Below are 23,781 nucleotides of genomic sequence, written 5' to 3'. Positions count from 1 at the left end.
ATTATATACGATTATTGTCATTTAAGATAAATATATTCTTTTAGACATCGCTCATAATTATAGTCTGAAACCGGCTGAAAGTCAAGATAATCCTTACATTTTCTTTTGTTTTCTATCACTTTTTTCTTTTCCCCAGAGTTATCCATATATTATCCCCTTATCCACATGTTATCCACAAAATGTTGATAACTTTGCTTTTTTTGGGGGATAATTAGTGGAAAGTATATGGAAAGACTTTGGATATTATCTTTTTTTTAACAAAGAATGGCTTAAAATCGGTACTTTAAGATGTTCAAAAAGTTATCCACATTTATTTTTGATTGCCTTAACATCTTTTTTGATGTAGAATATAATCAAGTATGTATAAGTATATGTAGGAGTTTGGATGATGAACATAGTAGAAGAAAAATGGACAGAAATAATACAAAAGTTGCGTTTTGAATACTGTTTATCAAATATTTCATATGAAACGTGGATTCTCCCACTAAAAGTGTATGACGTTATCGATAATACAGTATTTTTGTCAGTCAATTTAAAGGCAAGCGTCGAGCATATTAAGAATAAGTACCTGCTCCCGCTTCGAGTCTGCATTGCAGAAGTAACCGGTACAGAGTTTGACATCAAATTTATTTCCGAAAATGATTACTCGGAACTTGATGAGATGAAAAAAGAAATCAAAGAAACAACGGAACAGAAAAAACGTTCCAAATATCTTAGTGAGAAGGCAAACCTTAACCCTAAGTACACATTTGACACATTCGTAGTCGGAGGCAACAACAATTTTGCGCATGCGGCTTCCCTTGCTGTGGCCGAATCTCCGGGTGCTGTATATAACCCTCTCTTTTTATATGGAGGTGTTGGACTTGGCAAAACTCACTTGATGCATTCCATTGCACACTTTATTCTGGAACATGATCCGTCTAAAAAAGTGCTTTATGTTACAAGTGAAACATTTACGAATGAGCTGATCGACGCCATCAAGAGCGGACGTACCGGCAATGAATCTGCCATGGCCGCTTTTCGTGAAAAATATCGTACAAATGATGTTCTCTTAATTGACGACGTCCAGTTTATTATAGGAAAAGAAAGTACACAGGAGGAATTCTTCCATACGTTTAATCATCTTCATGTATCCGGCAAACAGATCATTATCTCCAGTGATAAACCACCGAAAGATATTGAAACATTAGAAGCCAGACTCCGTACACGCTTTGAGTGGGGCCTGATCGCTGACATTTCATCACCGGATTATGAGACAAGAATGGCGATTTTACAGAAAAAAATCGAAATTGACGGTCTTGAGAAATATCATATTCCTAATGACGTACTACAATACATTGCATCTAACGTGAAATCAAACATCCGTGAGCTGGAAGGCTCTTTAAATAAACTGATCGCACTTTATAAGCTGAATCAGACCGGCGGCCGCAGCATTATTATTGACATTAATCTAGCTGCCGAAGCTTTAAAAGACATTATTTCACCGGATGAGAACCGTCAGATTACACCGGAATCTATCCTGGATGTAATTTCTGAACACTTTGATATTTCAATCGCTGACTTAAAGAGCGGCAAGAGAAGCGCTGACATCGCAATTCCAAGACAGATTGCCATGTATCTGATCCGCACAATTACCGATACGCCGCTAAAATCCATCGGGATTATCCTGGGCGGCCGCGACCACTCAACAATCAGCCACGGCGTAGACAAGATTGCGGCTGATTTAAAGACAGACGAAACATTAAGTAACACTGTTAATATTATTAAAAAGAAAATTAATCCTGTTTAAATATACTTCAAGTTATCCTAAAGTTATTCACACCATATGGGGATAACTTTGAGCATATCCTGTGGACAAGCTGTGAACAGACTGTTGATACACTTTGAAGGCCTTTTTTTCGGATTTTTTTATCCAAAGGGCGTTCACATGTCATCATTTTCTTTTCCACAGAGTTTTTAGATCGAAAAAGTTGCGTATTTACACGGCTCACGAGGGTTATCCACATATCAACACCCCCTACGGCGGTTACTGCGGACAACTTTTATATATTTATATATTCGCACACCCAGAAAGGAGTTATTCACATGAAAATCGTTTGCACCAAATCAAATCTGGTAAAAGGTGTCAGCATTGTTTCCAAAGCAGTACCTTCTAAAACAACAATGCCGATCCTCGAATGTATCTTAATTGATGCAACAACAGACATCATTAAATTAACAGCTAATGATATGGAACTCGGAATTGAAACTATTATCGAAGGAGACATCCTCGAAAAAGGTTTAATTGCAATTGATGCACGAATTTTTTCTGATATTGTAAGAAAATTACCGGATAATACTATTACAATTGAAACAAATTCTAATTTACAGACATTGATTACTTGCGAAAAAGCTAAATTCAACATTTCCGGCAAACCGGGAGATGAATTTTCCTATTTACCTTATATTGAGAAAGAACAAGCAGTCACTTTATCTCAATTTACTTTAAAAGAAGTGATCCGCCAGACAATTTTTTCTATTGCAGACAATGATAGTAATAAATTGATGACTGGAGAATTATTTGAAATCCATGATAATCAGCTAAAAGTTGTTTCTCTGGACGGACATCGTATTGCGATTCGCAAAATCGCATTGAAAGAAAGCTATCCGGATACAAAAGTTGTTGTTCCGGGCAAAACTTTAATTGAAGTGAGTAAGATTTTATCCGGTGAAACGGAAAATGATGTCAACTTATATTTTACAAAGAATCATATTGTATTTGAATTTGATAATACGGTTGTTGTTTCCCGACTTATCGAAGGAGAATATTTCCGCATTGACCAAATGTTGTCTAATGATTACGAAACAAAAGTAAAAATCAATAAAAAAGAACTGTTAAACTGTATTGACCGTGCAACATTATTGGTAAAAGAAGGAGATAAGAAACCAATCATCATCAATATTGGTGATGAAACAATGCAGCTGAAGATTCAGTCTCAGATTGGTTCGATGGATGAAGAAATTATGATTGAAAAAGAAGGAAAAGATCTGCTGATTGGATTTAATCCTAAATTTTTGATCGATGCACTTCGTGTGATTGATGATGAAGAAGTGAATTTGTTTTTGATGAATCCAAAAGCACCTTGCTTCATTAAAGATGAAAATGAAACTTATATTTATTTGATTTTACCGGTCAACTTTAATGCCGGAGTATAGTCGGAGAGGAAAAAGATGCAGGAAATTACAATTAGAGATGAGTTTATTAAACTTGGTCAGGCAATGAAACTGGCTGGTCTTGTAGAATCCGGAGTAGATGCGAAAATCGTGATCCAGAACGGAGAAGTAAAAGTAAATGGTGAAGTAGAAACCCGCCGCGGGAAAAAGCTGCATGAGGGAGACATCATTTTCTTTGAGAATGAAGAAGTAAAAATTATCAGATAGTTGGTAGACATATGATTCTGAAATCATTAAAGTTAAAAAATTTCCGAAATTATCATTTGTTGAAACTTGATTTTAATCATGCAACAAATATCTTTTATGGTGATAATGCCCAGGGAAAAACCAATATTCTTGAAGCAGTCTATCTCTGTGGGACAACAAAATCCCACAGAGGTACAAAAGACAGAGATATGATTCAGTTTGGAAAAGAGGAATCTCATATTGAAATTCTGGTAGAAAAGGACGGAGTTCCTTACCAGATAGATGTACATTTAAAGAAGAACAGCCCAAAGGGAATTGCCATTGATAAAATTCCGATTCGCAAGGCAAGTGAGCTGTTCGGAATGATTCATCTTGTCTTTTTTTCACCGGAAGATCTGAATATTATTAAAAATGGACCGGCAGAACGGCGAAGATTTATGGATATGGAGCTGTCTCTGCTTGACAAGATATATTTAAATGATCTGTCCAGCTACAATCGGATCGTAAATCAGCGAAATAAGCTGCTGAAGGAGATTCCAGATAGAAGAGATCTATATGATACGTTGGAAGTATGGGATATGCAGCTGATTGATTATGGTAAACGGATCATGGAGCGGAGACGGAAGTTTGTGCAGGAAGTAAATGAGATTGTTGGAACGATCCATAGAAAACTTACTGGGGAACGAGAGAATTTGCTTCTTTCTTATGAACCTGGCTGCGGAAGTCTGTCTCTGGAAGAAGCTGTCAGAAAGAACAGGGAAAGGGATATCCGGATGAGGAGTACTTCAACAGGACCGCATCGGGATGACATCTGTTTTCTTGCAGATGATCTTGATATACGCAAGTTTGGATCACAGGGACAGCAGAGAACGGCAGCATTGTCATTAAAATTATCAGAAATTGAACTTGTGAAACAGGTGCTTCATGATACACCTGTTCTTTTGCTTGATGATGTATTATCTGAGCTTGACAAACATAGGCAGAATTATCTGTTGGACAGTATTCAGGGGGTGCAGACACTTGTGACTTGTACCGGTCTGGATGAATTTGTTAATCACAGATTTTCAATGAATAAGGTGTTTCACGTAAAAGACGGTGAAGTCACTGGAGAAAATTAGGAGGAATTAAAATGGGTAGTACAGTAAGTACAGAATACGGCGCCGACCAGATCCAGATATTAGAAGGACTGGAAGCGGTAAGAAAAAGACCTGGAATGTACATAGGAAGTACGTCATCGAGAGGACTTCATCATCTCGTGTACGAAATCGTAGATAATGCAGTTGATGAGGCGCTGGCAGGATATTGTGATACGATAGATGTAGCGATCAATCAGGATAATTCTATTACAGTTATTGATAACGGGCGTGGAATTCCGGTTGGGATTAATCACAAAACAGGACTTCCGGCAGTAGAAGTTGTATTTACTGTTCTGCATGCAGGAGGTAAATTCGGCGGTGGAGGATACAAAGTATCCGGAGGTCTGCATGGTGTAGGAGCGTCTGTTGTAAATGCGTTGTCTGTGTGGTTAGAAGTAGAAATCTGCAGCGGCGGAAAAGTTTATATGCAGCGTTATGAGCGGGGCAAAGTAGTCAAGAAACTGGAAGTGATCGGTGAATGTGATATGGAAAAGACCGGAACAAAGGTAACATTTCTTCCGGATGGAGAGATCTTTGAAGAGACGGTATATGATTACGATATTTTGAAGCAGCGTCTCAGGGAAACTGCATTTTTAACGAAAGGTCTTAGAATTGTTCTTCACGATTACAGAGAAGAAGAAGTAAGAGAGCATACTTTCCACTATGAAGGTGGTATTAAGGAATTTGTTGCATATCTGAATAAAAGCAAGACACCATTATATGAGACAATTATTTATTGTGAAGGTCTGAAAGACGGTGTTGCAGTAGAAGTTGCTCTGCAGCATAATGATTCCTTTACAGAAAATACATATGGATTCGTTAATAATATCACAACACCGGAAGGTGGAACTCATATTGCAGGATTCCGTACTGCTCTGACAAAGACATTTAATGATTATGCAAGAAAAAATAAATTATTAAAAGATAATGAACCGGATTTGTCAGGAGAAGATATCAGAGAAGGTTTAACTGCGATTGTCAGTGTTAAGATTGAAGATCCTCAGTTTGAAGGGCAGACAAAACAAAAGCTTGGAAACAGCGAAGCGCGCGGAGCTGTTATGAGCGTTGTTGCATCACAGTTGGAAATTTTCCTTGAACAGAATCCGTCTGTCGGAAAAATGATCGTTGAAAAATCTGTTATGGCACAGCGTGCAAGGGAAGCCGCAAGGAAAGCGAGAGATCTGACAAGAAGAAAATCTGCACTAGAAGGAATGTCTCTTCCGGGAAAACTTGCAGACTGTTCGGATAAGAATCCGGCAAATTGTGAGATCTATATCGTAGAGGGAGATTCTGCCGGCGGTTCTGCAAAGACAGCCCGTGATCGTGCGACTCAGGCAATCCTGCCGCTTCGCGGAAAAATCCTGAATGTAGAAAAAGCAAGACTGGATAAAATATATGCCAATGCTGAGATTAAAGCAATGATTACTGCGTTTGGTACAGGAATTCATGATGATTTTGATATTTCAAAGCTTCGATATCACAAGATTATCATTATGACAGATGCCGATGTCGATGGAGCACATATTAGCACATTGCTATTAACATTTTTATATCGTTTTATGCCTGAGCTGATCAGACAGGGGTATGTATATCTTGCACAGCCGCCGTTATATAAGCTTGAGAAGAATAAAAAAGTCTGGTATGCATACAGTGATGCAGAACTGGATAAGATTCTTTCAGAAGTTGGACGTGATCAGAATAATAAGATTCAGCGTTATAAAGGTCTTGGAGAAATGGATGCAGAGCAGCTTTGGGAGACAACGATGGATCCGCAGCATCGAATCTTGAAACGTGTTGTAATGGATGATGAAACATCTTCGGAACTTGACCTGACATTTACCACATTAATGGGAGATAAGGTAGAGCCAAGACGTGAATTTATTGAAGAAAATGCAAGATTTGTAGAAAATCTTGATATTTAATCTGTGGATGAGAAGGAGAGTAAGACATGGAAGACAACATTTTTGATAAAGTCCACGAAGTAGACCTGCAGAAGACAATGGAGAAATCTTATATTGATTACGCCATGAGTGTTATTGCATCCCGGGCGCTTCCGGATGTAAGAGACGGTCTGAAACCGGTACAGAGAAGAATTTTGTATTCAATGATCGAACTGAATAATGGCCCGGACAAACCGCATCGTAAATGTGCGCGTATTGTCGGTGATACAATGGGTAAATATCATCCGCATGGAGACAGCTCGATCTATGGTGCACTCGTAAATATGGCTCAGGAGTGGTCTACAAGATATCCCCTTGTAGACGGACATGGAAACTTCGGTTCTGTCGATGGGGACGGAGCTGCTGCCATGCGATATACAGAGGCAAGACTCAGTAAGATTTCCATGGAGCTGACAGCAGATATTAATAAAAATACTGTAGATTTTGCTCCAAACTTTGATGAGACAGAAAAAGAGCCAACCGTGCTTCCGGCAAGATTTCCAAATCTTCTTGTCAATGGAACATCCGGAATTGCAGTTGGTATGGCGACGAATATTCCGCCGCACAATCTTCGCGAAGTGATCGATGCAGTGGTAAAGATTATTGATGATCAGATTGATGATAATGGAACAACGACAATTGAAGATATACTAAAGATCATTAAAGGACCTGATTTTCCGACAGGAGCAACGATTCTTGGAACAAGAGGAATCGAGGAAGCTTATCGTACCGGAAGAGGTAAGATTCGTGTGCGTGCAGTAACAGACATTGAACCGATGCAAAATGGCAAGAGCCGTATTGTTGTCACAGAATTGCCATATATGGTAAATAAAGCACGCCTGATTGAAAAAATAGCAGAACTTGTGCGTGACAAGAAAATCGATGGAATTACAGATCTGAGTGATCAGTCTAACCGTGAAGGTATGCGTATTTGTATTGAGCTTAGAAGAGATGTCAATGCAAATGTAATTCTAAATCAGTTATATAAGCATACGCAGATGCAGGATACCTTTGGTGTAATTATGCTGGCGCTTGTTGGAAATGAACCAAAGGTGCTTAATATTCTCGACATGCTGAATCTCTATCTGAAGCATCAGGAAGAGGTTGTCACAAGAAGAACGAAATATGAATTAAATCGTGCAGAAGAGCGGGCTCATATTTTACAGGGCTTGTTGATCGCACTTGATAATATTGATGAAGTAATCACAATTATCCGCGGTTCCAAAACAGTACAGATTGCAAAAGCAGAATTGATCAAACGTTTTGAACTGTCTGAGGCACAGGCACAGGCGATTGTGGAAATGCGCCTGCGTACGCTGACAGGTCTGGAGCGGGAAAAACTGGAAGCAGAGTATGCTGAACTGATGAAACGAATCGGCGAGTTAAAAGCGATTCTTGCAGACAGAAAACTGCTTCTTGGAGTGATCAAGGAAGAAATTATTGTAATCCGTGATAAATATGGAGATGACAGAAGAACGTCAATTGGTTTTGATGAGTTTGATATTTCCATGGAGGATCTGATTCCGGAACAGAATGTTGTTATCACAATGACAAAATTAGGATATATTAAGAGAATGTCTGTAGATGCATTCAAGAGCCAGAACCGGGGAGGTAAGGGCATTAAAGGAATGCAGACACTGGACGAAGATTATGTAGAAGAGCTGTTTATGACTTCTACACATCATTATCTCATGTTCTTTACGAATACAGGACGGGTGTACCGCATGAAAGGTTATGAAATTCCGGAGGCAAGCAGGACGGCAAGAGGAACAGCGATCATTAACCTGCTGCAGATGATGCCGGGTGAGAAAATCACTGCTGTCATTCCGATTGAGGATTACGAAGAAGGACATTATCTGTTTATGGCTACAAAGAAAGGTCTTGTAAAGAAAACTCCGATTCAGGATTATGCAAATGTAAGAAAGACCGGACTGGCAGCAATTACCCTCAGAGAAGATGATGAATTGATCGAAGTAAAGGCAACAGATAATGAGCGGGATATTATTCTTGTGACAAAATACGGACAGTGTATCCGCTTTAATGAAAGTGATGTAAGACCGACCGGAAGGACTTCAATGGGCGTTCGCGGTATGAATCTCGGCGATCGGGATGAAATCGTTGGAATGCAGCTTGATATACAGGGAGATTATCTTCTGATTGTATCTGAAAAAGGTATGGGTAAACTCACAAAACTGGAAGAATTTACAAAACAAAATCGAGGCGGTAAAGGCGTAAAATGCTATAAGATTACTGAAAAGACAGGTAACGTTGTAGGTGTAAAAGCAGTAGATCAGGACAACGAGATCATGATCATTAATACAGAGGGAATTATTATCCGTATGGAATGCAGCGGCATATCTGTCTTGGACGAATTACATCCGGTGTCAAACTGATCAATCTGTCAGGTGATGACAAGGTAGCAAGTATCGCAAAAGTAAGAGAAACAGAAGAACAGTCTGAAGAGGGACAAGATACAGCCGAAGAATAATAAGAGATAAAATCATTTTCGGTAATGAAAAGTCTTTTGAAAAATTTATGAAGAATTTTTCAGAAGACTTTTTTTCGTTCGAAAAAATCTGTTATAATAAAAAATAATTACAGAAATATCCTGAGGAGGAAGTATTATGCCAATTATCTTTCATGAACAGTCAAAAGAATTTCATTTGTACAATCAGAGTATCAGTTATATTTTTAAAGTAATGAAAAATGGACAGTTAGGTCATATCTATTACGGTAAGAAAATTACGGATTGCGATGATTTTGGATACTTAATTGAATATGCAGGAAGAGATATGACTCCGAATTGTTTTGAAGGAAATTACAGATTTTCTCTGGAGCACTTAAAACAGGAATATCCATCGTATGGTTCAGGAGATATGAGATATCCGGCATTTGAGCTGGAACAGAAAAATGGGAGCAGAACTGTTGATTTTCAGTATAAAGAGCATGTGATTTTTGCGGGCAAGAAGAAGTTAGAAGGGTTGCCGGCTGTGTATACAGAAACGGATTCAGAAGCAGCGACACTTGAAGTTGTACTGGAAGATAAGCTGCTTAAAACAAAAATCATTCTGTCATATACCATTTTTGAAGCATATCCGGTTATCACAAAACATGTAAAATTCGTATGCGATAATCAGGAAGGAATTACAATTTTAAATGCGATGAGCGGATGTCTTGATCTTCCGGACAAAGAATATGAAATGATTGAACTTGCCGGGGCATGGTCAAGAGAGCGGCATGTTCAGACGAGAGAACTGAATTATGGAACACAGGGCATCTACAGCATGAGAGGCGGAAGCAGTCATCAGTTTAATCCGTTTTTGGCGTTGAAACGCCGGGAAACAACGGAACGTGCAGGCGAAGCATCGGATTTAGCCTTGTATATAGTGGCGATTTTCTGGCACAGGCAGAAGTTGATAATTTTAATGTAACAAGAGTTGTACTTGGAATTCATCCGAATGAATTTCGCTGGAAATTAGAAGAAGGAGAATGTTTCCAGACACCGGAGCTTGTCATGGTATATTCCGGAATTGGATTAAATGGGATGAGTCAGACATTTCATGAGCTGTATCGTACAAGACTGGCAAGAGGTCAGTGGAGAGACCGGGTGCGGCCGATTCTTATTAATAACTGGGAAGCTACTTATTTTCAGTTTGATGAAGAAAAGATTTTGCAGCTGGCAAATCAGGCGAAGAAGATCGGGATTGAGCTGTTTGTGTTAGATGACGGATGGTTTGGAAAAAGAAATACAGATACCTGTTCTCTCGGCGACTGGTACGTTAATAAAGATAAGCTTCCGGGAGGAATTAAAGGACTGGCAGAGAAGATTGAGGCAATGGGAATGAAATTTGGTCTGTGGTTTGAGCCTGAGATGACAAATAAGGACAGCGATTTATTCCGGGCACATCCGGATTGGCTTCTTGTAGATCTGAGAAGAAATTATTGCCATTGCAGAAATCAGTATGTACTTGATTTTTCAAAAAGAGAAGTCATAGATTATATCCATCAGCAGATGAGAGAAATTCTCGGATCAGCTCCGGTATCTTATGTAAAATGGGATATGAACCGCTCTTTTTCAGAGGTATTTTCCAATGGCAATGACAGTATTTATCAGGGAAAGGTGCGGCATAAATACATTCTCGGTGTATACGAGCTGTACGAAAGATTGATTCAGGAGTTTCCGCACATTTTATTTGAATCCTGTTCCAGCGGAGGAGCCAGATTTGATCCGGGGATGCTTTACTATGCACCTCAGGCATGGGCATCAGATGATACGGATGCAGTAGAACGTATTAAGATTCAGTACGGAACATCAATGGTATATCCGTTAAGCAGTATCGGAAGCCATGTATCTGCATCGCCAAATCACCAGGTTTTTAGGGACACTCCGTTGGATACAAGAGCAAATGTGGCATATTTTGGAACATTTGGTTATGAGCTTGATATTACAAAGCTTCCGGAAGAAGAACTGGAAGAAATGAAACGCCAGGTAGCATTTATGAAAGACTATCGGGAACTGATTCAAAAGGGGTGGTTCTATCGTCTAAAAAGCCCATTTGAACGGCTTTCATCGAATGACAGTTCTTCTGCATGGATGGTTGTTTCAAAAGACCGGAAAGAAGCGCTTGTTGCATATTTCCGCGTACTGCAGCCGCCGCAGGGAAGTTTTCAGAGGATTCAGCTGGAAGGACTTCTTCCGGATCAGAGATATGAAATTACGGAATATGGAAGTTTTGGAGAAAAGACAGAAGAACATCTTCATTACGGAGATGAATTATTGAATGTGGGATTAAGCGTATCAGATTTTTCTTCCGGGCTTCATGATATTTTAAGAGAACAGCAGGGAGATTACTTTTCAAGATTGTTCAGAATAAAGGCAAAATAAAACAGAGAATCAGGTGATAAAATGGAACAGAAACATGATTTCGGAACAGGAAAAATCTCCAGAAATATTTTAAATCTTGCAATTCCAATGACATTGGCACAGTTAATCAATCTTATGTATAACATTGTAGACCGAATCTACATCGGACACATTCCGAATGCTTCATCGCAGGCGCTTACGGGAATTGGACTGACGCTGCCGATGATTACCATTATGATTGCATTTGCCAATTTATTCGGAATGGGAGGTGCGCCGTTATTTTCTATCGCAAGAGGAGGAGATGAGGAAGAACGTGCCGGAAATATTATGGGAACAACCTGTTCCATGCTGATTCTTTCGGCGGCAGCGCTTATGGTATCCGGATTTCTTCTGAAACGCCCACTATTATATTTATTCGGAGCCAGTGACGCCACATTTCCGTATGCAAATGATTATATTAGTATCTACTTGTTAGGAACAGGTTTTGTGATGCTAAGTCTTGGTATGAACAGCTTTATCAATGCACAGGGATTTGGTAAAACAGGAATGCTTTCTGTTCTGATTGGTGCATTTGCCAATATTATTTTAGATCCGATCTTTATCTTTGGATTTCATATGGGGGTAAAAGGCGCTGCTCTGGCGACAGTGATCTCACAGGCCATGTCTGCAGTATGGGTGATTCATTTTCTTACAGGCTCAAAGGTACTGATCCGACTGGAACGCCGAAGAATGAAAGTACAGCCAAAGCTTCTAAAAGAGATTGTAGGACTTGGAACATCCGGTTTTGTGATGGCAATAACAAATGGAATCGTACAGATTGTTTGCAATGCAGTTCTGGCCGGTTTCGGCGGAGATATTTACGTTGGGGTTATGACTGTATTAAATTCTGTGAGAGAAATTACACATTTGCCAGTGACAGGAATTACAAACGGGGCGCAGCCGGTTATAGGATTCAACTACGGTGCCGGAAAATATGATCGTGTAAAAGAAGCGATCCGTTTTATGTCAGTCGTGTGTATTGTGATCACACTTGGAGCATGGGTTCTGGTGGACTTTTTCCCGGAATTTTTCATAAAGATGTTCAGCAGTGAACGGGCTTTGCTTGAAGCCGGAGTCCCGGCGATGAAAGTATATTTTTTTGGAATTTTTATGATGGCTCTGCAGTTTGCAGGGCAGTCAACCTTTGTCGCCCTTGGATTTTCCAGACATGCAGTATTTTTTTCTATTTTTAGAAAAGTAATTATCGTTGTGCCGCTGACATTGCTGCTTCCGTATATTGGCGGTCTTGGTGTGATGGGAGTGTTCCTGGCAGAACCAATATCCAATTTTGTAGGAGGAACTGCATGTTTTATGACAATGATTGTGACGGTTAGAAAGAGATTGAGAAAATCTATAAATTAAAAAGATTTATAGAAAATATGCGAAGATGACAAAAAAATAAATTGCATTTGTCGAGAAATGACGATGCAATTTATTTTTTTTTGCTTAGAATAAAACTGTATCTATTCATGAGAACAGGGAGAAAGAAAATGTTTAAAGTAAGTTATTTTATGGAAGTACTCCCGATAATTGCCAGTAAAGTAAATATTACATTTCAACTGACAATTGCAGCTACTGTATTTGCTTTAATTGTTGGAGTAATTATAGCTATTATCGGGTATTACAAAGTGCCGGTATTTTATCAATTTACGAGATTGTATGTTTCTATCATGCGGGGAACACCGGTTGTAGCGCAGTTATATTTCTTCTATTACGGGGTTGCACTTTATAGTGCATTTGTAAGAAATATGACACCTCTTATTGCTGTTGCAGTAGTTATGAGTTTGAATATGGGAGCTTTTATGTCAGAAAGTATTAGAGGATCTTTGCTTTCTGTGGATGAAGGACAAAAAGAAGCGGCATATTCATTGGGAATGACAAACTTTCAATTGATTACAAGAATTATTATTCCGCAGGCCGTACGTATTGCATTGCCGCCATTATTCAATGATATTATTAATTTGATTAAAATGACTTCTCTAGCATTCATGTTAGGAGTTCCGGATATTATGGGAGCTGCGAAGATTGAAGGTGCGAGAACATTTAGATATTTTGAGATTTATGCAGCAGTAATGCTCGTGTACTGGATTATTATTTTATTACTTGGCTTTATACATAAAGTATTGGAAAAAAAATGTGCCAATATGTATTAATAATGATTCTTAAAGGGAAACCATTAAGATAAAAAAACAAGATAAAAAGAGGAGAAAAGTAATTATGAAAAAACGTGTATTAGCATTATTATTAGTTTCAGCAATGGTAGTGACATCTTTAATAGGATGTGGAAATTCAGATGAGTCAAAAAAAGATTCTGCAAAAACAGAAACAACAGAGAATTCTTCTGACAATAAAGAAGAAACTAAAAAAGTAGTTGTGGCAACAGCTGGAACAGGAGAACCATACAGTCTTATGAGTGATGATGGGAAATGGACTGGAATCGATGCAGAAATGTGGGATGAGATTGAAAAACGTACTGGTTGGGAAGTAGAAGTAAAACAGGCAGCATTTGATGCAATCTGGGGAGAATTGGATACAGGACGTGCAGACGTTGCTGCAAACTGCTTTGCTGTTAAACAGGAACGTACAGATAAGTATAATGCTACAATTCCATATTATGGAGATGCACAGTGTGTTATTGTAAATAGTAATTCAGAGTATAAGACTTTAGACGATTTAGCTGGAAAGACAATAGGTCTTACAAACGGTCAAGCAGCACAGACAATTATTGAAGATATGGCAGATGAAAAAGGATATACAGTAAAACTTTATGAAGACAGTGCTGTAGGTATGAATGACTTAATGTTAGAAAGAATTGATGCATATGCAAATACAACAACAAATGTTAATGCATTTTCACACAATAATGAAAAGGCAGATTTTAGATTTTTTGAAGAAAATCTTATGGCAAATAATGTAGCATACTTCCTTCCAAAAACAGATAAGGGAGAAGAACTTACAAAAGAGCTTGATAAAGTCCTTCAGGAAATGCTTGATGATGGTACAATTGCAAAGATTACTGAAAAATGGATGTATGCAGATATGACACAGTTAATTCAGAAATAAAATAAGAAAGATAAAGATATGGGAACAGAGACACAGCTTGTTAAGATTGAGCATTTATATAAAGAGTTTGATGAAAATACAAAAGTACTTTCAGATATCAATCTTACAATCAATAAGAATGAGGTTATTGCTATTTTAGGACCTTCAGGAACAGGCAAGTCTACGCTGTTGCGTTGTTTGAATTATTTAACAGTTCCGACAAAAGGAATCATTACGATTGGAAATGTAACCGTAGATGCAGAACATCACAGCAAGAAAGATATAATAGAACTTCGTAAGCATTCTTCTATGGTATTTCAAGGATATAATCTGTTTAAAAATAAAACTGCTTTAGAAAATGTGATGGAAGCGCTTACAACCGTTCAAAAAAAAATCTAAAGCTGAGGCTGAAAAAATTGCATTAGAACTTTTAGAGAAGGTTGGCATGAGTGAACGAAAAGATTTCTATCCATCCAAATTATCAGGTGGACAGCAACAGCGTGTCGGAATTGCAAGAGCACTTGCAGTAAATCCAAATGTTGTGTTATTTGATGAGCCAACATCAGCACTTGATCCGGAACTTGTTGGGGAAGTATTAAATACAATCAAATCTCTTGCAGAGGAAGGAACAACTATGGTTCTTGTAACACATGAGATTGGATTTGCCAGAGAAGTAGCAACGAGAATTTTGTTTATGGATGAAGGAAGAATTGCGGCAGACGGAACGCCGGAAGAGATTATCGATCATCCAGAACATACGAGACTTCGTCAATTCTTGAATTTTGTAAAGAGAGATTAGTATGAAAAATAAAATCAAAGAGATTGCAAGGCGTATTGAGCCAGAACTCATAAAAATCCGTCAGGAACTTCATCGTTATCCAGAACTTGGAATTGAACTGCCTAAAACTCATGAAATTATTAGCCGGGAATTACATAAAATTCCCGGCCTTGAAATTTATGAACATATGGCGGGGGGCTCTGGCCTTGTAGGAATCCTAAGAGGAAAATGCAAAAAAGGAAAAACCATTCTTCTTCGCGCAGATATTGATGCACTCCCAGTGGAAGAATTATATGATTGTAGTTATAAATCAGAATATCCAGGACGTATGCATGCTTGCGGGCATGATGGGCATGCTGCATGGCTCATTGGAGCAGCGAAAATTTTAGCAGAACTCAAAGAGGAATGGAACGGATGTATTAAATTTGTGTTTCAGCCTGGAGAAGAAATAGGTCTTGGTGCACAAACATTAATTGAAGAAGAACATATTTTAGAAAATCCTAACGTTGATATGGCGTTTGCAGCACATGGATGGCCATCTGTAATTAGTGGTCAGATTGGAATTGCCAGACAATATGCTTTTGGGTGTGTAGGAAGCTTTCGAGTAAAAATCACAGGAAAAAAAGGACATGCTTCCTGGCCAGAAGAAACAATTGATCCGATTTCAGCAGCAAATGAGATTTATCAGCATATGCCATCAGTGCTGACCAGAAAAATCAGCGGAACAGAACCGAAGGTATTTTCAGTAACATATATGATTGCGGGAAATCCGAAAGTTCGTAATGTAATTCCACAGAGTTGTGAATTTGGAGGTACAATACGAGCAACGAATAGCAAAGTACTTAAACAGATTGGAGAAGAACTTAGGAAAGAGACAGAGGCTGTATGTCATGTAGCAGGGGCTGAGTATGAGTTAGAAATCAATACGAATGGCAAAAGTGTAGAAAATGATTCTGTACTTTTAGAAGGTGTTGTAAAAACATCTTCTGAGATTCTTGGAAAAGAAAATGTTTATATCATTGAGAAAGATCATCTCGGTGGTGAAAATTTTGCAGAATACAGCAGTCGTGTACCGTCAGTTTATCTGTTTATTGGAATTAAACCCAAAGAAGAAGAAATTCCGGGGTTACATAGTCCTGAATATCGTTTTGATGATAATGTACTTGCGGGAGCAGCGGCTACATTTGCTTTGCTTGGATATAATGGATGCATGGGAATACTAAAAGGAGAGGACTAAGATGGAAAAACTTGTTTATGTTGATCGGCGTAATACAAATTGCAACAAGTGGGATGGTCAGACCGGAATGTTTGGCGAAGAAGGACTTCACGCAATGTGGGTGGCCGATATGGATTTTAAGGCAGCTTCATGTGTGATCGATGCTTTAAAAGAATATGTGGAATCAGGAGTTTATGGCTATTACAAAGTTCCGGAGGAGTATTATCAGTCCTTCATCAATTGGGAGAGGGAGCATCATAATCTAGTCATTAAGAAAGAGTGGATCCGTTTTTCACCGGGAGTAGTAGCTGGATTCCATTGGCTTGTACAAATGTTGACAGAACCAGGCGAGGCTGTCATCGTCAATACACCGGTATACTATCCATTTTTAAATGCAGTAAAAAATAACAATAGAAGATTGATATGTTCCGATCTCATCTGTGATGGGGGACATTACCAGATTAACTATGAAGATTTTGAAAAACAGATAGATGAAGAGCATGTAAAGCTTTTTATCCTTTGCTCTCCGCATAATCCTGTAGGAAGGGTATGGAAGAAGGAAGAGCTTGCAAAAATATTTGAAATCTGCAGAAAGCATCAGGTGTATATTATTTCCGATGAAATCCATCAGGATCTTATATTTGGAAATCATCAGCATACTCCATCACTGTGTTTTGAAGAGTATCGTGATTTGATGGTAATGCTAGCTGCTCCGTCTAAAACATTTAATCTGGCAGGCGGACAGAATTCTATTGTCATTATCGCAGATGAAGAGCTTCGTGAGAAATGGGATGTATATACAACGGGCAATCGTGTGCTTGGAGGAAGTGCATTCGGTTATATTGCTGCTCAAGCTGCTTATGAAGGTGGTGCAGAATGGTTAGAACAGGTAAAAAAACAGATTTATGAGAATTTTGAATACTTGAAGGAGGAACTTGCCAAAAAGCTTCCAAAAGCAGTTGTGACACCACTTGAAGGAACTTATTTATGCTGGGTAGATCTCGGCGCTTATATACCGGCAGAAAAGGTAAAAGAAGTTGTTCAGAAGAAATGTAGACTTGCTGTAGACTTTGGCGACTGGTTTGGAGGAAAGCGCTTTGGAACACATATCCGCATTAATCTGGCAACATCTCTGGAAAATGTAGAGATTACGGTGAATGTATTGGCAAAGTATCTCAAAACAGTGTAGTATGATATAGAGTTAATCTATAAGTATCAATAACAGCGAGTGGATTTTCTATTTGACAGATATTCATTTCTACGGAATAATAACCATAATGAGGTGATAGATATGTACGAAATCGATGTCTGTTACAAAATTATATTTGAAGCTATGCTGGAGAAGCCTGTTCTTAAAACGATTGCAGAAAAAATAGGCGCTTATACAAATTCAACAATAGCATTTGTGACAGAAACCGGCAAGATATTGTCAGGTTTCTGTTTTTGTGATTTGAGCGCAGAAAAATTATACGAAAATGATACGGATACAGAACTTGTGAAGACATTAGAGGATTCTTTTACGTGTGGTCATCTTACACTCAGCAATCTAAAAGCAATTTCTCAAAGAAGATTGATTCCGAATACTCATATGGTATATATGGAACCGGTGTACGGTAATCGCGGCATCTGTGGATATGTAATTTTGATCACAGAAGAAGATGATGATATATTTTTTAAAGAGCTGATAGAGATAATGAGGCAGACAATCAGAAAGTATTTGGAAGAAGAACAAAGCCAGAAGGTAATATATCAAAGTTTCAGGGAACAGATAACAGGTTGGACACTTTTTGAAAATAGTAGAGAAATTAATGAAATTCGTCCATTTCCGGAAGGAAATTATATCGTAATACTTTGCCAGAAAGAAGGCGTGCAGGATGCGGAACTTTTTTGTGAGATGAAACAGATGTGGAATTATATGTATTTTTATGAGACTCCGAAGGAGATCATTGCATTGTGCTATCATATATCAGAAAGTGATGCGGAGGATGTATATAAGATAATAGAATCATGTGGATTCCGATGTTGTGTCAGTGAGCCTTTTTCCCGCTTAGAACTTTGTACAGGGAAGAAAGATATTTTAAGAAGAATATCTCTTGTCAATGATGTGGAAGGCGGGAATAAAATGAAGCGGGAAGAAGAATGGTCGATGCAGGGACTTTATATGTGTACCTTGCCACTGATTGAGAAAGCAGGACTTCATGACTATTCTATTCACAGATTGCTTTTAGAAGATGAAAGGAACCATACAGAGTTGTATGAAACACTGAAAATGTATTTGCTTTGTGGAAATAATATAACAGTAGCAGCTAAGATGCTGCACATACATAGAAATACACTTGTATACAGACTAAAACAGATTAGAGAGTGTTTAGAAATAGATTTTAATGACATAGAGATATCAAGAGGAATTTTATCATTTATTTTGATGAATGATATTTCAAGGCAGAGTCAGGGAAAAGAGGAAATTTATGAAACTGGTACAGGATTTACCGGAAATATTTGAGCAATTTGAAGAACAACGACAGAAGGCTTTTTTGGAGATTAAAGAATATAAAGACAGAGGAAAGGCTGTCGTCGGTATGTATTGTGCATATTTTCCACCGGAGCTTGCTATTGCAGCAGGGGCAATTCCGGTGGCTTTATGTTCATTTTCAAATGAAACGATTCCGTCGGCAGAGAAGTACATGCCGAAAAGTATGTGTCCACTAGTAAAATCAAGCTATGGATTCGCTGTAGAAGATAAATGTCCGTTGTTTCATTTTGCAGATCTGGTTATCGGAGAAACAACATGTGACGGCAAGAAAAAAATGTATGAGATGATGGCTGAGAGTAAGCCGGTATTTATTATGGAACTTCCAAACAGTCAGTCTGAGAGAGCACATCGGTTTTGGAAAGAGGAAATCATTAGAACAAAGGAATTTCTCGAAGAATTTTTTCATGTAGTTATTACAGAACAAAAATTGCGCGATGCAGTGCGTCTGAATAATAGAATTCGTATGTCTTTGAAACGTCTGTGTGAAGTTATGAAGCTGGATCCGGCGCCAATCCCTGGAGAAAATATACAAAAAATTGTGCTTGGATGTAAATACCGGTTTGATTATGAAACATCGCCGGATGTGATCGATGATGTCAGAGATAAAATACTGGAAGAATACAGAAATGGAAACAGACTTGAAAAGCGTCCAAGAATTCTGATTACCGGTTGTCCAGTCAATGGCGATAGCATGAAAGTTATCCGTACAATTGAAAATCAGGGAGGCGTTGTTGTTGCGACAGAAAATTGCAGCGGGGTAAGAGCCTTGTCTACGATGGTGGAAGAAGATACAGAAGATATTTATGGGGCAATTGCACAAAAATATCTGTCAACTGGCTGTTCTATTATGACGCCAAATGATAATCGGATAGACCTTCTTGGCGAGATTATAGATGAATATCATGTAGACGGAGTTGTAGAAGTTGTATTGCAGGGCTGTCATGCGACAGGGGCAGAATCTTTTTATATTCGTAAATTTGTAAATGAAGAGAAACATTTGCCTTATATTTGTATTACAACAGATTATTCTCAAGGAGATACAGGGCAAATGAATACAAGACTTGCCGCATTTATTGAGATGATTGAAAATGACAGTCAAGAAAAAGAACTGCTTGATATAAATTACTGCTATAAGATCATGCTGACAGGCCTGACAGGGAATCGTTGCATGCATGAGATCATGAGGGAGATCAGTGAATATTCTGGTGTAGCATTTTGTATTTATGATGAAAATGGAATGGAACAATTTGCATTTGGCAAGGAAAAGTCTGTATGTACGAAGGAAAATGAAATTGTAAGATATCCTGATGGAGATGGGGTAAAGCTTGCTGGTTATGTAACGGCTGGGAAAAAAAAGACAATTGTAGAAAAATTATTGGATATTCTTGTTAAGGGATATCAGATGCAAGAACATAGTCGAGAAAAGCAGAAAAAGGAAATACCGGATTTCATGTGGATTATCGGCGAAAAGTCAATAGACTTAAAAAGAATATATGAGTATTTAGAAACAAATAAGAATTTTCAGGGGAAATTGCATTATCCAGAGCAAAAGAGCGTGTTTTTGTCTGGGATTCACGGACAAAAAGATAGAAATCAGATTATTAAATATCTGAAAGGGATAGAAAATCTGGAAGGAAAAATATTAATTGGCAATGGATTTGCAGATGCAACGCAAAAAGAAGAAAATTATAAGATCCAGAAAGATATTATGGAATTTGTGCAGAAGAAAAAGACGCGTATGAGTATACATTTGACAGAACAGTACTATCATGAGCTGGCAGTATCCTATATTGGCAGGGAAATGGCAAAAGGATCTTTATATGCAGAAGCATTGGAAAAAATTAAAAAAGAGGATGAAGAAAAGGGAAGAGATTTGTATGAAACACTGTATTGGTATCTTAGAATGAAGAGAAATGTAAGCCAGACAGCGGCAAAGCTTAAGATTCATCGAAATACACTTCTGCCGAGAATTGCCAGATTAAATGAAATTATAGATATAGATGAGAAAGACGGAATTGAGTGCGAACGTCTCTTCCTTGTGATGGAAGTTGAGCAGTACACTACTTGTCGCCACAATCATTCTGTAATATAATAAAACTTAGTACGAGAGCAGCAATTGCTGCAGAAGGGAAGGTATAGAGAGGTGCGAAACATACAGGTAAGTGAAATCACAGAGCGCGTCAGAGAAATGTGTATCAGAGCCAATCATTTTCTTTCAGAAGATATGGACAGAATTATGAAGCAGGCAGAGGCGAAAGAAGAATCTCCGCTCGGAAAGAAGATTCTTGGACAACTTCAGGAGAACCTGAAAATCGCAGCAGAAGATATGATTCCAATCTGTCAGGATACAGGAATGGCAGTTGTATTTCTTGAAATCGGACAGGAAGTACATCTGGAGGGTGGACTTCTGGAAGATGCGGTAAATGAAGGGGTACGCCGGGGCTATACAGAAGGATATTTGAGAAAATCAGTTGTAAAGGATCCGCTCATCAGAGAAAATACAAATGATAATACGCCGGCAGTTATTCACTGCAGAATTGTGGCAGGGGATCAGGTAAAAATTACAGTTGCACCGAAAGGATTCGGCAGCGAAAACATGAGCCGTATTTTTATGTTGAAGCCGGCAGATGGAATAGAAGGTGTGAAGGATGCGATTCTAACAGCTGTGCGGGATGCAGGACCAAATGCGTGTCCTCCTATGGTAGTCGGAGTTGGAATCGGCGGTACATTTGAGAAATGTGCTCTTATGGCAAAGCAGGCATTAACGAGAGAAGCGGGAACACATTCAGAAATTCCATATGTAAAAGAGATGGAAGAAGAACTTTTAAGAAGAATTAACGGATTGGGAATCGGACCTGGAGGTCTGGGTGGAAGAACAACAGCACTTGCAGTGAATATCAACACTTATCCGACACATATAGCAGGACTTCCGGTGGCAGTAAATATCTGCTGTCATGTAAACCGACATGTGGTAGAAGTGATATAGGAGGAAAGAAAGATGGACAGACAGATACGAGTTCCGATTACAAAAGAAGATGTAAAGAGTCTGAAAGCAGGAGATTATGTATATTTAAGTGGTACGATTTATTCGGCAAGAGATGCAGCTCATAAGAGAATGATTGAGACAATCGAAGCAGGAGAGGAGCTTCCGGTAGATCTGACAGGACAGATGATCTATTATATGGGTCCATCTCCGGCGCGAGAAGGGCGTCCGATTGGCTCTGCCGGACCGACAACAGCAAGCCGGATGGACAAGTATACACCGAAGCTTCTTGATATGGGACTTGCAGGAATGATTGGAAAAGGAAAACGTACAAAAGAAGTGATTGATGCAGTTGTCCGTAACACTTCTGTATATTTTGCAGCAGTGGGCGGAGCAGGGGCGCTTTTGTCTAAATGTATTAAAAATGCAGAAGTAGTTGCCTATGATGATCTTGGTACAGAAGCAATCCGTCGTCTGGAAGTAGAGAATCTTCCGGCAATTGTTGTAGTAGATTGTGAAGGCAATAATCTTTATGAAACAGCCATTTTAGAATATCAGACAGAAAAATAAAAGAACAGAAGGGATATAGCGGGCAATGAAAAGAATTTTAATCATGGTACTTCGCAATATTATACTGGTACCGTTTATGTGGGTAAAACTATGCTATCATGCATCCCATGTACAGAAGTATACAGAAGAACAGCATTATAAAATGCTGCGGTTTATTACAAAACGAGCGAATATCGGTGGAAATGTAACAATAGAAACATATGGTGAAGAAAATATCCCGAAACAGTCAGGATTTATGTTTTTTCCGAATCATCAGGGAATGTATGATGTTCTGGCCATTGTTGCATCCTGTCCGAAACCATTTTCTGTTGTAGCAAAAAAAGAAGTGGGAAACGTACCATTTTTAAAACAGGTATTTGCCTGTATGAGGGCATTTTTGATTGACAGAGACGATTTGAGACAATCAATGCAGGTAATTATGGATGTAACGAAAGAAGTGCAGGGAGGAAGAAACTATCTAATCTTCGCAGAAGGAACACGCTCAAAAGAAGGAAATAAGGTAAATGAATTTAAAGGCGGAAGTTTCAAGGCAGCAACCAAAGCAAAATGCCCAATTATACCGGTGGCGCTGATAGATGCTTACAAACCATTTGACACAAACAGTACTGCACCTGTAACAGTGCAGGTACATTTTCTTCCGGCAATAGAATATGATGAATATAAAAATATGAAAACACCGGAAATTGCAGAAATGGTAAAAAATCAAATTCAAGATACAATCAATGCTCACATAAAATAAATAGAGAAATAATAAGACAAGATATGGTAGAAAGATATTCTGTAAACACCATATCTTGTTTTTTGTGATAAAAAGCAAAAAAATATAAAAAAATCATTGACATATTCATATGTGTTTTGTATAATACATTTTGCACTGTGATGCACAGTTAAATATGGAAATAAGAATTCAGGAGAAATACTCAAGTGGCTGAAGAGGCGCCCCTGCTAAGGGTGTAGACGGTTCACGCCGTGCGAGGGTTCAAATCCCTCTTTCTCCGCTCTTTTTTCAAAAAAGAAGAATGAAAAAAAGTTTGAAAAAAACTTGAAAAAAAGTTCTTGACAAAGCAAAACAGATGTGATAATCTAAATGAGCTGTCGCAAAGACAACAAGGACTTGAAAAAATAAAATAAAAAAAGTTCTTGACAAAGCAAAACAGTTATGATAAACTAGATGAGCTGTCAAACGACAGAGAACCTTGATAACTAAACAATAGACAACAACCCTGAAAATTTCTTTAAAGAGATTTCAGAACGAGTTGGACACAAAAGTCTAACGACCTA

Annotated in this window: 15 protein-coding genes, 1 tRNA gene and 3 pseudogenes; all 19 read left to right on the top strand. The window is 38.4% G+C overall.

Features of this window, described 5'->3' with window-relative positions:
* Positions 1-388 precede the first annotated feature (388 nt).
* On the top strand, positions 389-1,789 hold the full coding sequence (gene dnaA / locus DWX73_RS08250) for a chromosomal replication initiator protein DnaA (RefSeq protein ID WP_118348351.1): 1,401 nt from the start codon (positions 389-391) through the stop codon (positions 1,787-1,789).
* A gap of 296 nt (positions 1,790-2,085) precedes the next feature.
* Positions 2,086-3,195 (top strand): DNA polymerase III subunit beta, encoded by a 1,110-nt coding sequence (gene dnaN / locus DWX73_RS08245; protein WP_118348350.1) that lies wholly within the window; start codon positions 2,086-2,088, stop codon positions 3,193-3,195.
* A 15-nt stretch (positions 3,196-3,210) separates the two neighbouring features.
* Positions 3,211-3,420, top strand: a complete 210-nt coding sequence (locus DWX73_RS08240) for an RNA-binding S4 domain-containing protein (RefSeq protein WP_118348349.1) — start codon at positions 3,211-3,213, stop codon at positions 3,418-3,420.
* Between the two features lie 11 nt (positions 3,421-3,431).
* Positions 3,432-4,517: a DNA replication/repair protein RecF gene (recF, locus tag DWX73_RS08235; protein WP_118348348.1), complete on the top strand. Its 1,086-nt coding sequence runs from the start codon at positions 3,432-3,434 to the stop codon at positions 4,515-4,517.
* 11 nt (positions 4,518-4,528) lie between these two features.
* Positions 4,529-6,457: a DNA topoisomerase (ATP-hydrolyzing) subunit B gene (gene gyrB, locus DWX73_RS08230; RefSeq protein WP_118348347.1), complete on the top strand. Its 1,929-nt coding sequence runs from the start codon at positions 4,529-4,531 to the stop codon at positions 6,455-6,457.
* A gap of 26 nt (positions 6,458-6,483) precedes the next feature.
* A pseudogene (gene gyrA / locus DWX73_RS08225) lies at positions 6,484-8,963 on the top strand (DNA gyrase subunit A).
* Between the two features lie 136 nt (positions 8,964-9,099).
* Positions 9,100-11,360: pseudogene (locus DWX73_RS08220) on the top strand (alpha-galactosidase).
* Positions 11,361-11,381: 21 nt separating this feature from the next.
* Positions 11,382-12,740, top strand: coding sequence for an MATE family efflux transporter (locus tag DWX73_RS08215; RefSeq protein WP_118348346.1), 1,359 nt, complete (start codon positions 11,382-11,384; stop codon positions 12,738-12,740).
* Between the two features lie 128 nt (positions 12,741-12,868).
* A complete protein-coding gene (locus DWX73_RS08210) occupies positions 12,869-13,531 on the top strand; it encodes an amino acid ABC transporter permease (protein WP_118348345.1) in 663 nt (220 codons plus the stop codon).
* 64 nt (positions 13,532-13,595) lie between these two features.
* On the top strand, positions 13,596-14,441 hold the full coding sequence (locus tag DWX73_RS08205; protein WP_118348344.1) for a transporter substrate-binding domain-containing protein: 846 nt from the start codon (positions 13,596-13,598) through the stop codon (positions 14,439-14,441).
* Between the two features lie 18 nt (positions 14,442-14,459).
* Positions 14,460-15,219, top strand: a pseudogene (locus DWX73_RS15540) (amino acid ABC transporter ATP-binding protein).
* 1 nt (position 15,220) lies between these two features.
* Positions 15,221-16,435 carry a M20 metallopeptidase family protein gene (locus DWX73_RS08195; RefSeq protein WP_118348343.1) on the top strand — a complete coding sequence of 405 codons (1,215 nt, stop codon included), beginning with the start codon at positions 15,221-15,223 and terminating at the stop codon, positions 16,433-16,435.
* Between the two features lies 1 nt (position 16,436).
* Positions 16,437-17,603, top strand: coding sequence for a MalY/PatB family protein (locus DWX73_RS08190; protein WP_118348342.1), 1,167 nt, complete (start codon positions 16,437-16,439; stop codon positions 17,601-17,603).
* Between the two features lie 102 nt (positions 17,604-17,705).
* Entirely contained in the window at positions 17,706-18,917 is a 1,212-nt protein-coding gene (locus tag DWX73_RS08185; RefSeq protein ID WP_118348341.1) for a helix-turn-helix domain-containing protein, read from the top strand.
* Positions 18,883-21,039 carry a double-cubane-cluster-containing anaerobic reductase gene (locus DWX73_RS14970; RefSeq protein ID WP_118348340.1) on the top strand — a complete coding sequence of 719 codons (2,157 nt, stop codon included), beginning with the start codon at positions 18,883-18,885 and terminating at the stop codon, positions 21,037-21,039. Before DWX73_RS08185 ends, DWX73_RS14970 begins: the two co-directional genes overlap by 35 nt.
* A gap of 51 nt (positions 21,040-21,090) precedes the next feature.
* Positions 21,091-21,933 (top strand): fumarate hydratase, encoded by an 843-nt coding sequence (locus tag DWX73_RS08175; RefSeq protein WP_118348360.1) that lies wholly within the window; start codon positions 21,091-21,093, stop codon positions 21,931-21,933.
* 12 nt (positions 21,934-21,945) lie between these two features.
* Positions 21,946-22,500, top strand: a complete 555-nt coding sequence (locus DWX73_RS08170) for a Fe-S-containing hydro-lyase (RefSeq protein WP_118348339.1) — start codon at positions 21,946-21,948, stop codon at positions 22,498-22,500.
* Positions 22,501-22,525: 25 nt separating this feature from the next.
* Complete coding sequence (locus DWX73_RS08165) at positions 22,526-23,239, top strand: lysophospholipid acyltransferase family protein (protein WP_118348338.1); 714 nt, start codon at positions 22,526-22,528, stop codon at positions 23,237-23,239.
* A 171-nt stretch (positions 23,240-23,410) separates the two neighbouring features.
* Positions 23,411-23,498 (top strand) — tRNA-Ser (locus DWX73_RS08160).
* Positions 23,499-23,781: the final 283 nt, after the last annotated feature.

Source organism: Coprococcus sp. AF21-14LB (genome assembly GCF_003458885.1).
Classification (GTDB): Bacteria; Bacillota; Clostridia; order Lachnospirales; family Lachnospiraceae; genus UBA9414.
This window is presented reverse-complemented; position numbering and strand designations above follow the sequence as displayed.

Excerpts from the sequence above, each read along its gene's own strand:
- dnaA (WP_118348351.1), top strand. The coding sequence starts at position 389 with ATGAACATAGTAGAAGAAAAATGGACAGAAATAATACAAAAGTTGCGT.
- dnaN (WP_118348350.1), top strand. The coding sequence starts at position 2,086 with ATGAAAATCGTTTGCACCAAATCAAATCTGGTAAAAGGTGTCAGCATT.
- DWX73_RS08240 (WP_118348349.1), top strand. The coding sequence starts at position 3,211 with ATGCAGGAAATTACAATTAGAGATGAGTTTATTAAACTTGGTCAGGCA.
- recF (WP_118348348.1), top strand. The coding sequence starts at position 3,432 with ATGATTCTGAAATCATTAAAGTTAAAAAATTTCCGAAATTATCATTTG.
- gyrB (WP_118348347.1), top strand. The coding sequence starts at position 4,529 with ATGGGTAGTACAGTAAGTACAGAATACGGCGCCGACCAGATCCAGATA.
- DWX73_RS08215 (WP_118348346.1), top strand. The coding sequence starts at position 11,382 with ATGGAACAGAAACATGATTTCGGAACAGGAAAAATCTCCAGAAATATT.
- DWX73_RS08210 (WP_118348345.1), top strand. The coding sequence starts at position 12,869 with ATGTTTAAAGTAAGTTATTTTATGGAAGTACTCCCGATAATTGCCAGT.
- DWX73_RS08205 (WP_118348344.1), top strand. The coding sequence starts at position 13,596 with ATGAAAAAACGTGTATTAGCATTATTATTAGTTTCAGCAATGGTAGTG.
- DWX73_RS08195 (WP_118348343.1), top strand. The coding sequence starts at position 15,221 with ATGAAAAATAAAATCAAAGAGATTGCAAGGCGTATTGAGCCAGAACTC.
- DWX73_RS08190 (WP_118348342.1), top strand. The coding sequence starts at position 16,437 with ATGGAAAAACTTGTTTATGTTGATCGGCGTAATACAAATTGCAACAAG.
- DWX73_RS08185 (WP_118348341.1), top strand. The coding sequence starts at position 17,706 with ATGTACGAAATCGATGTCTGTTACAAAATTATATTTGAAGCTATGCTG.
- DWX73_RS14970 (WP_118348340.1), top strand. The coding sequence starts at position 18,883 with ATGAAACTGGTACAGGATTTACCGGAAATATTTGAGCAATTTGAAGAA.
- DWX73_RS08170 (WP_118348339.1), top strand. The coding sequence starts at position 21,946 with ATGGACAGACAGATACGAGTTCCGATTACAAAAGAAGATGTAAAGAGT.
- DWX73_RS08165 (WP_118348338.1), top strand. The coding sequence starts at position 22,526 with ATGAAAAGAATTTTAATCATGGTACTTCGCAATATTATACTGGTACCG.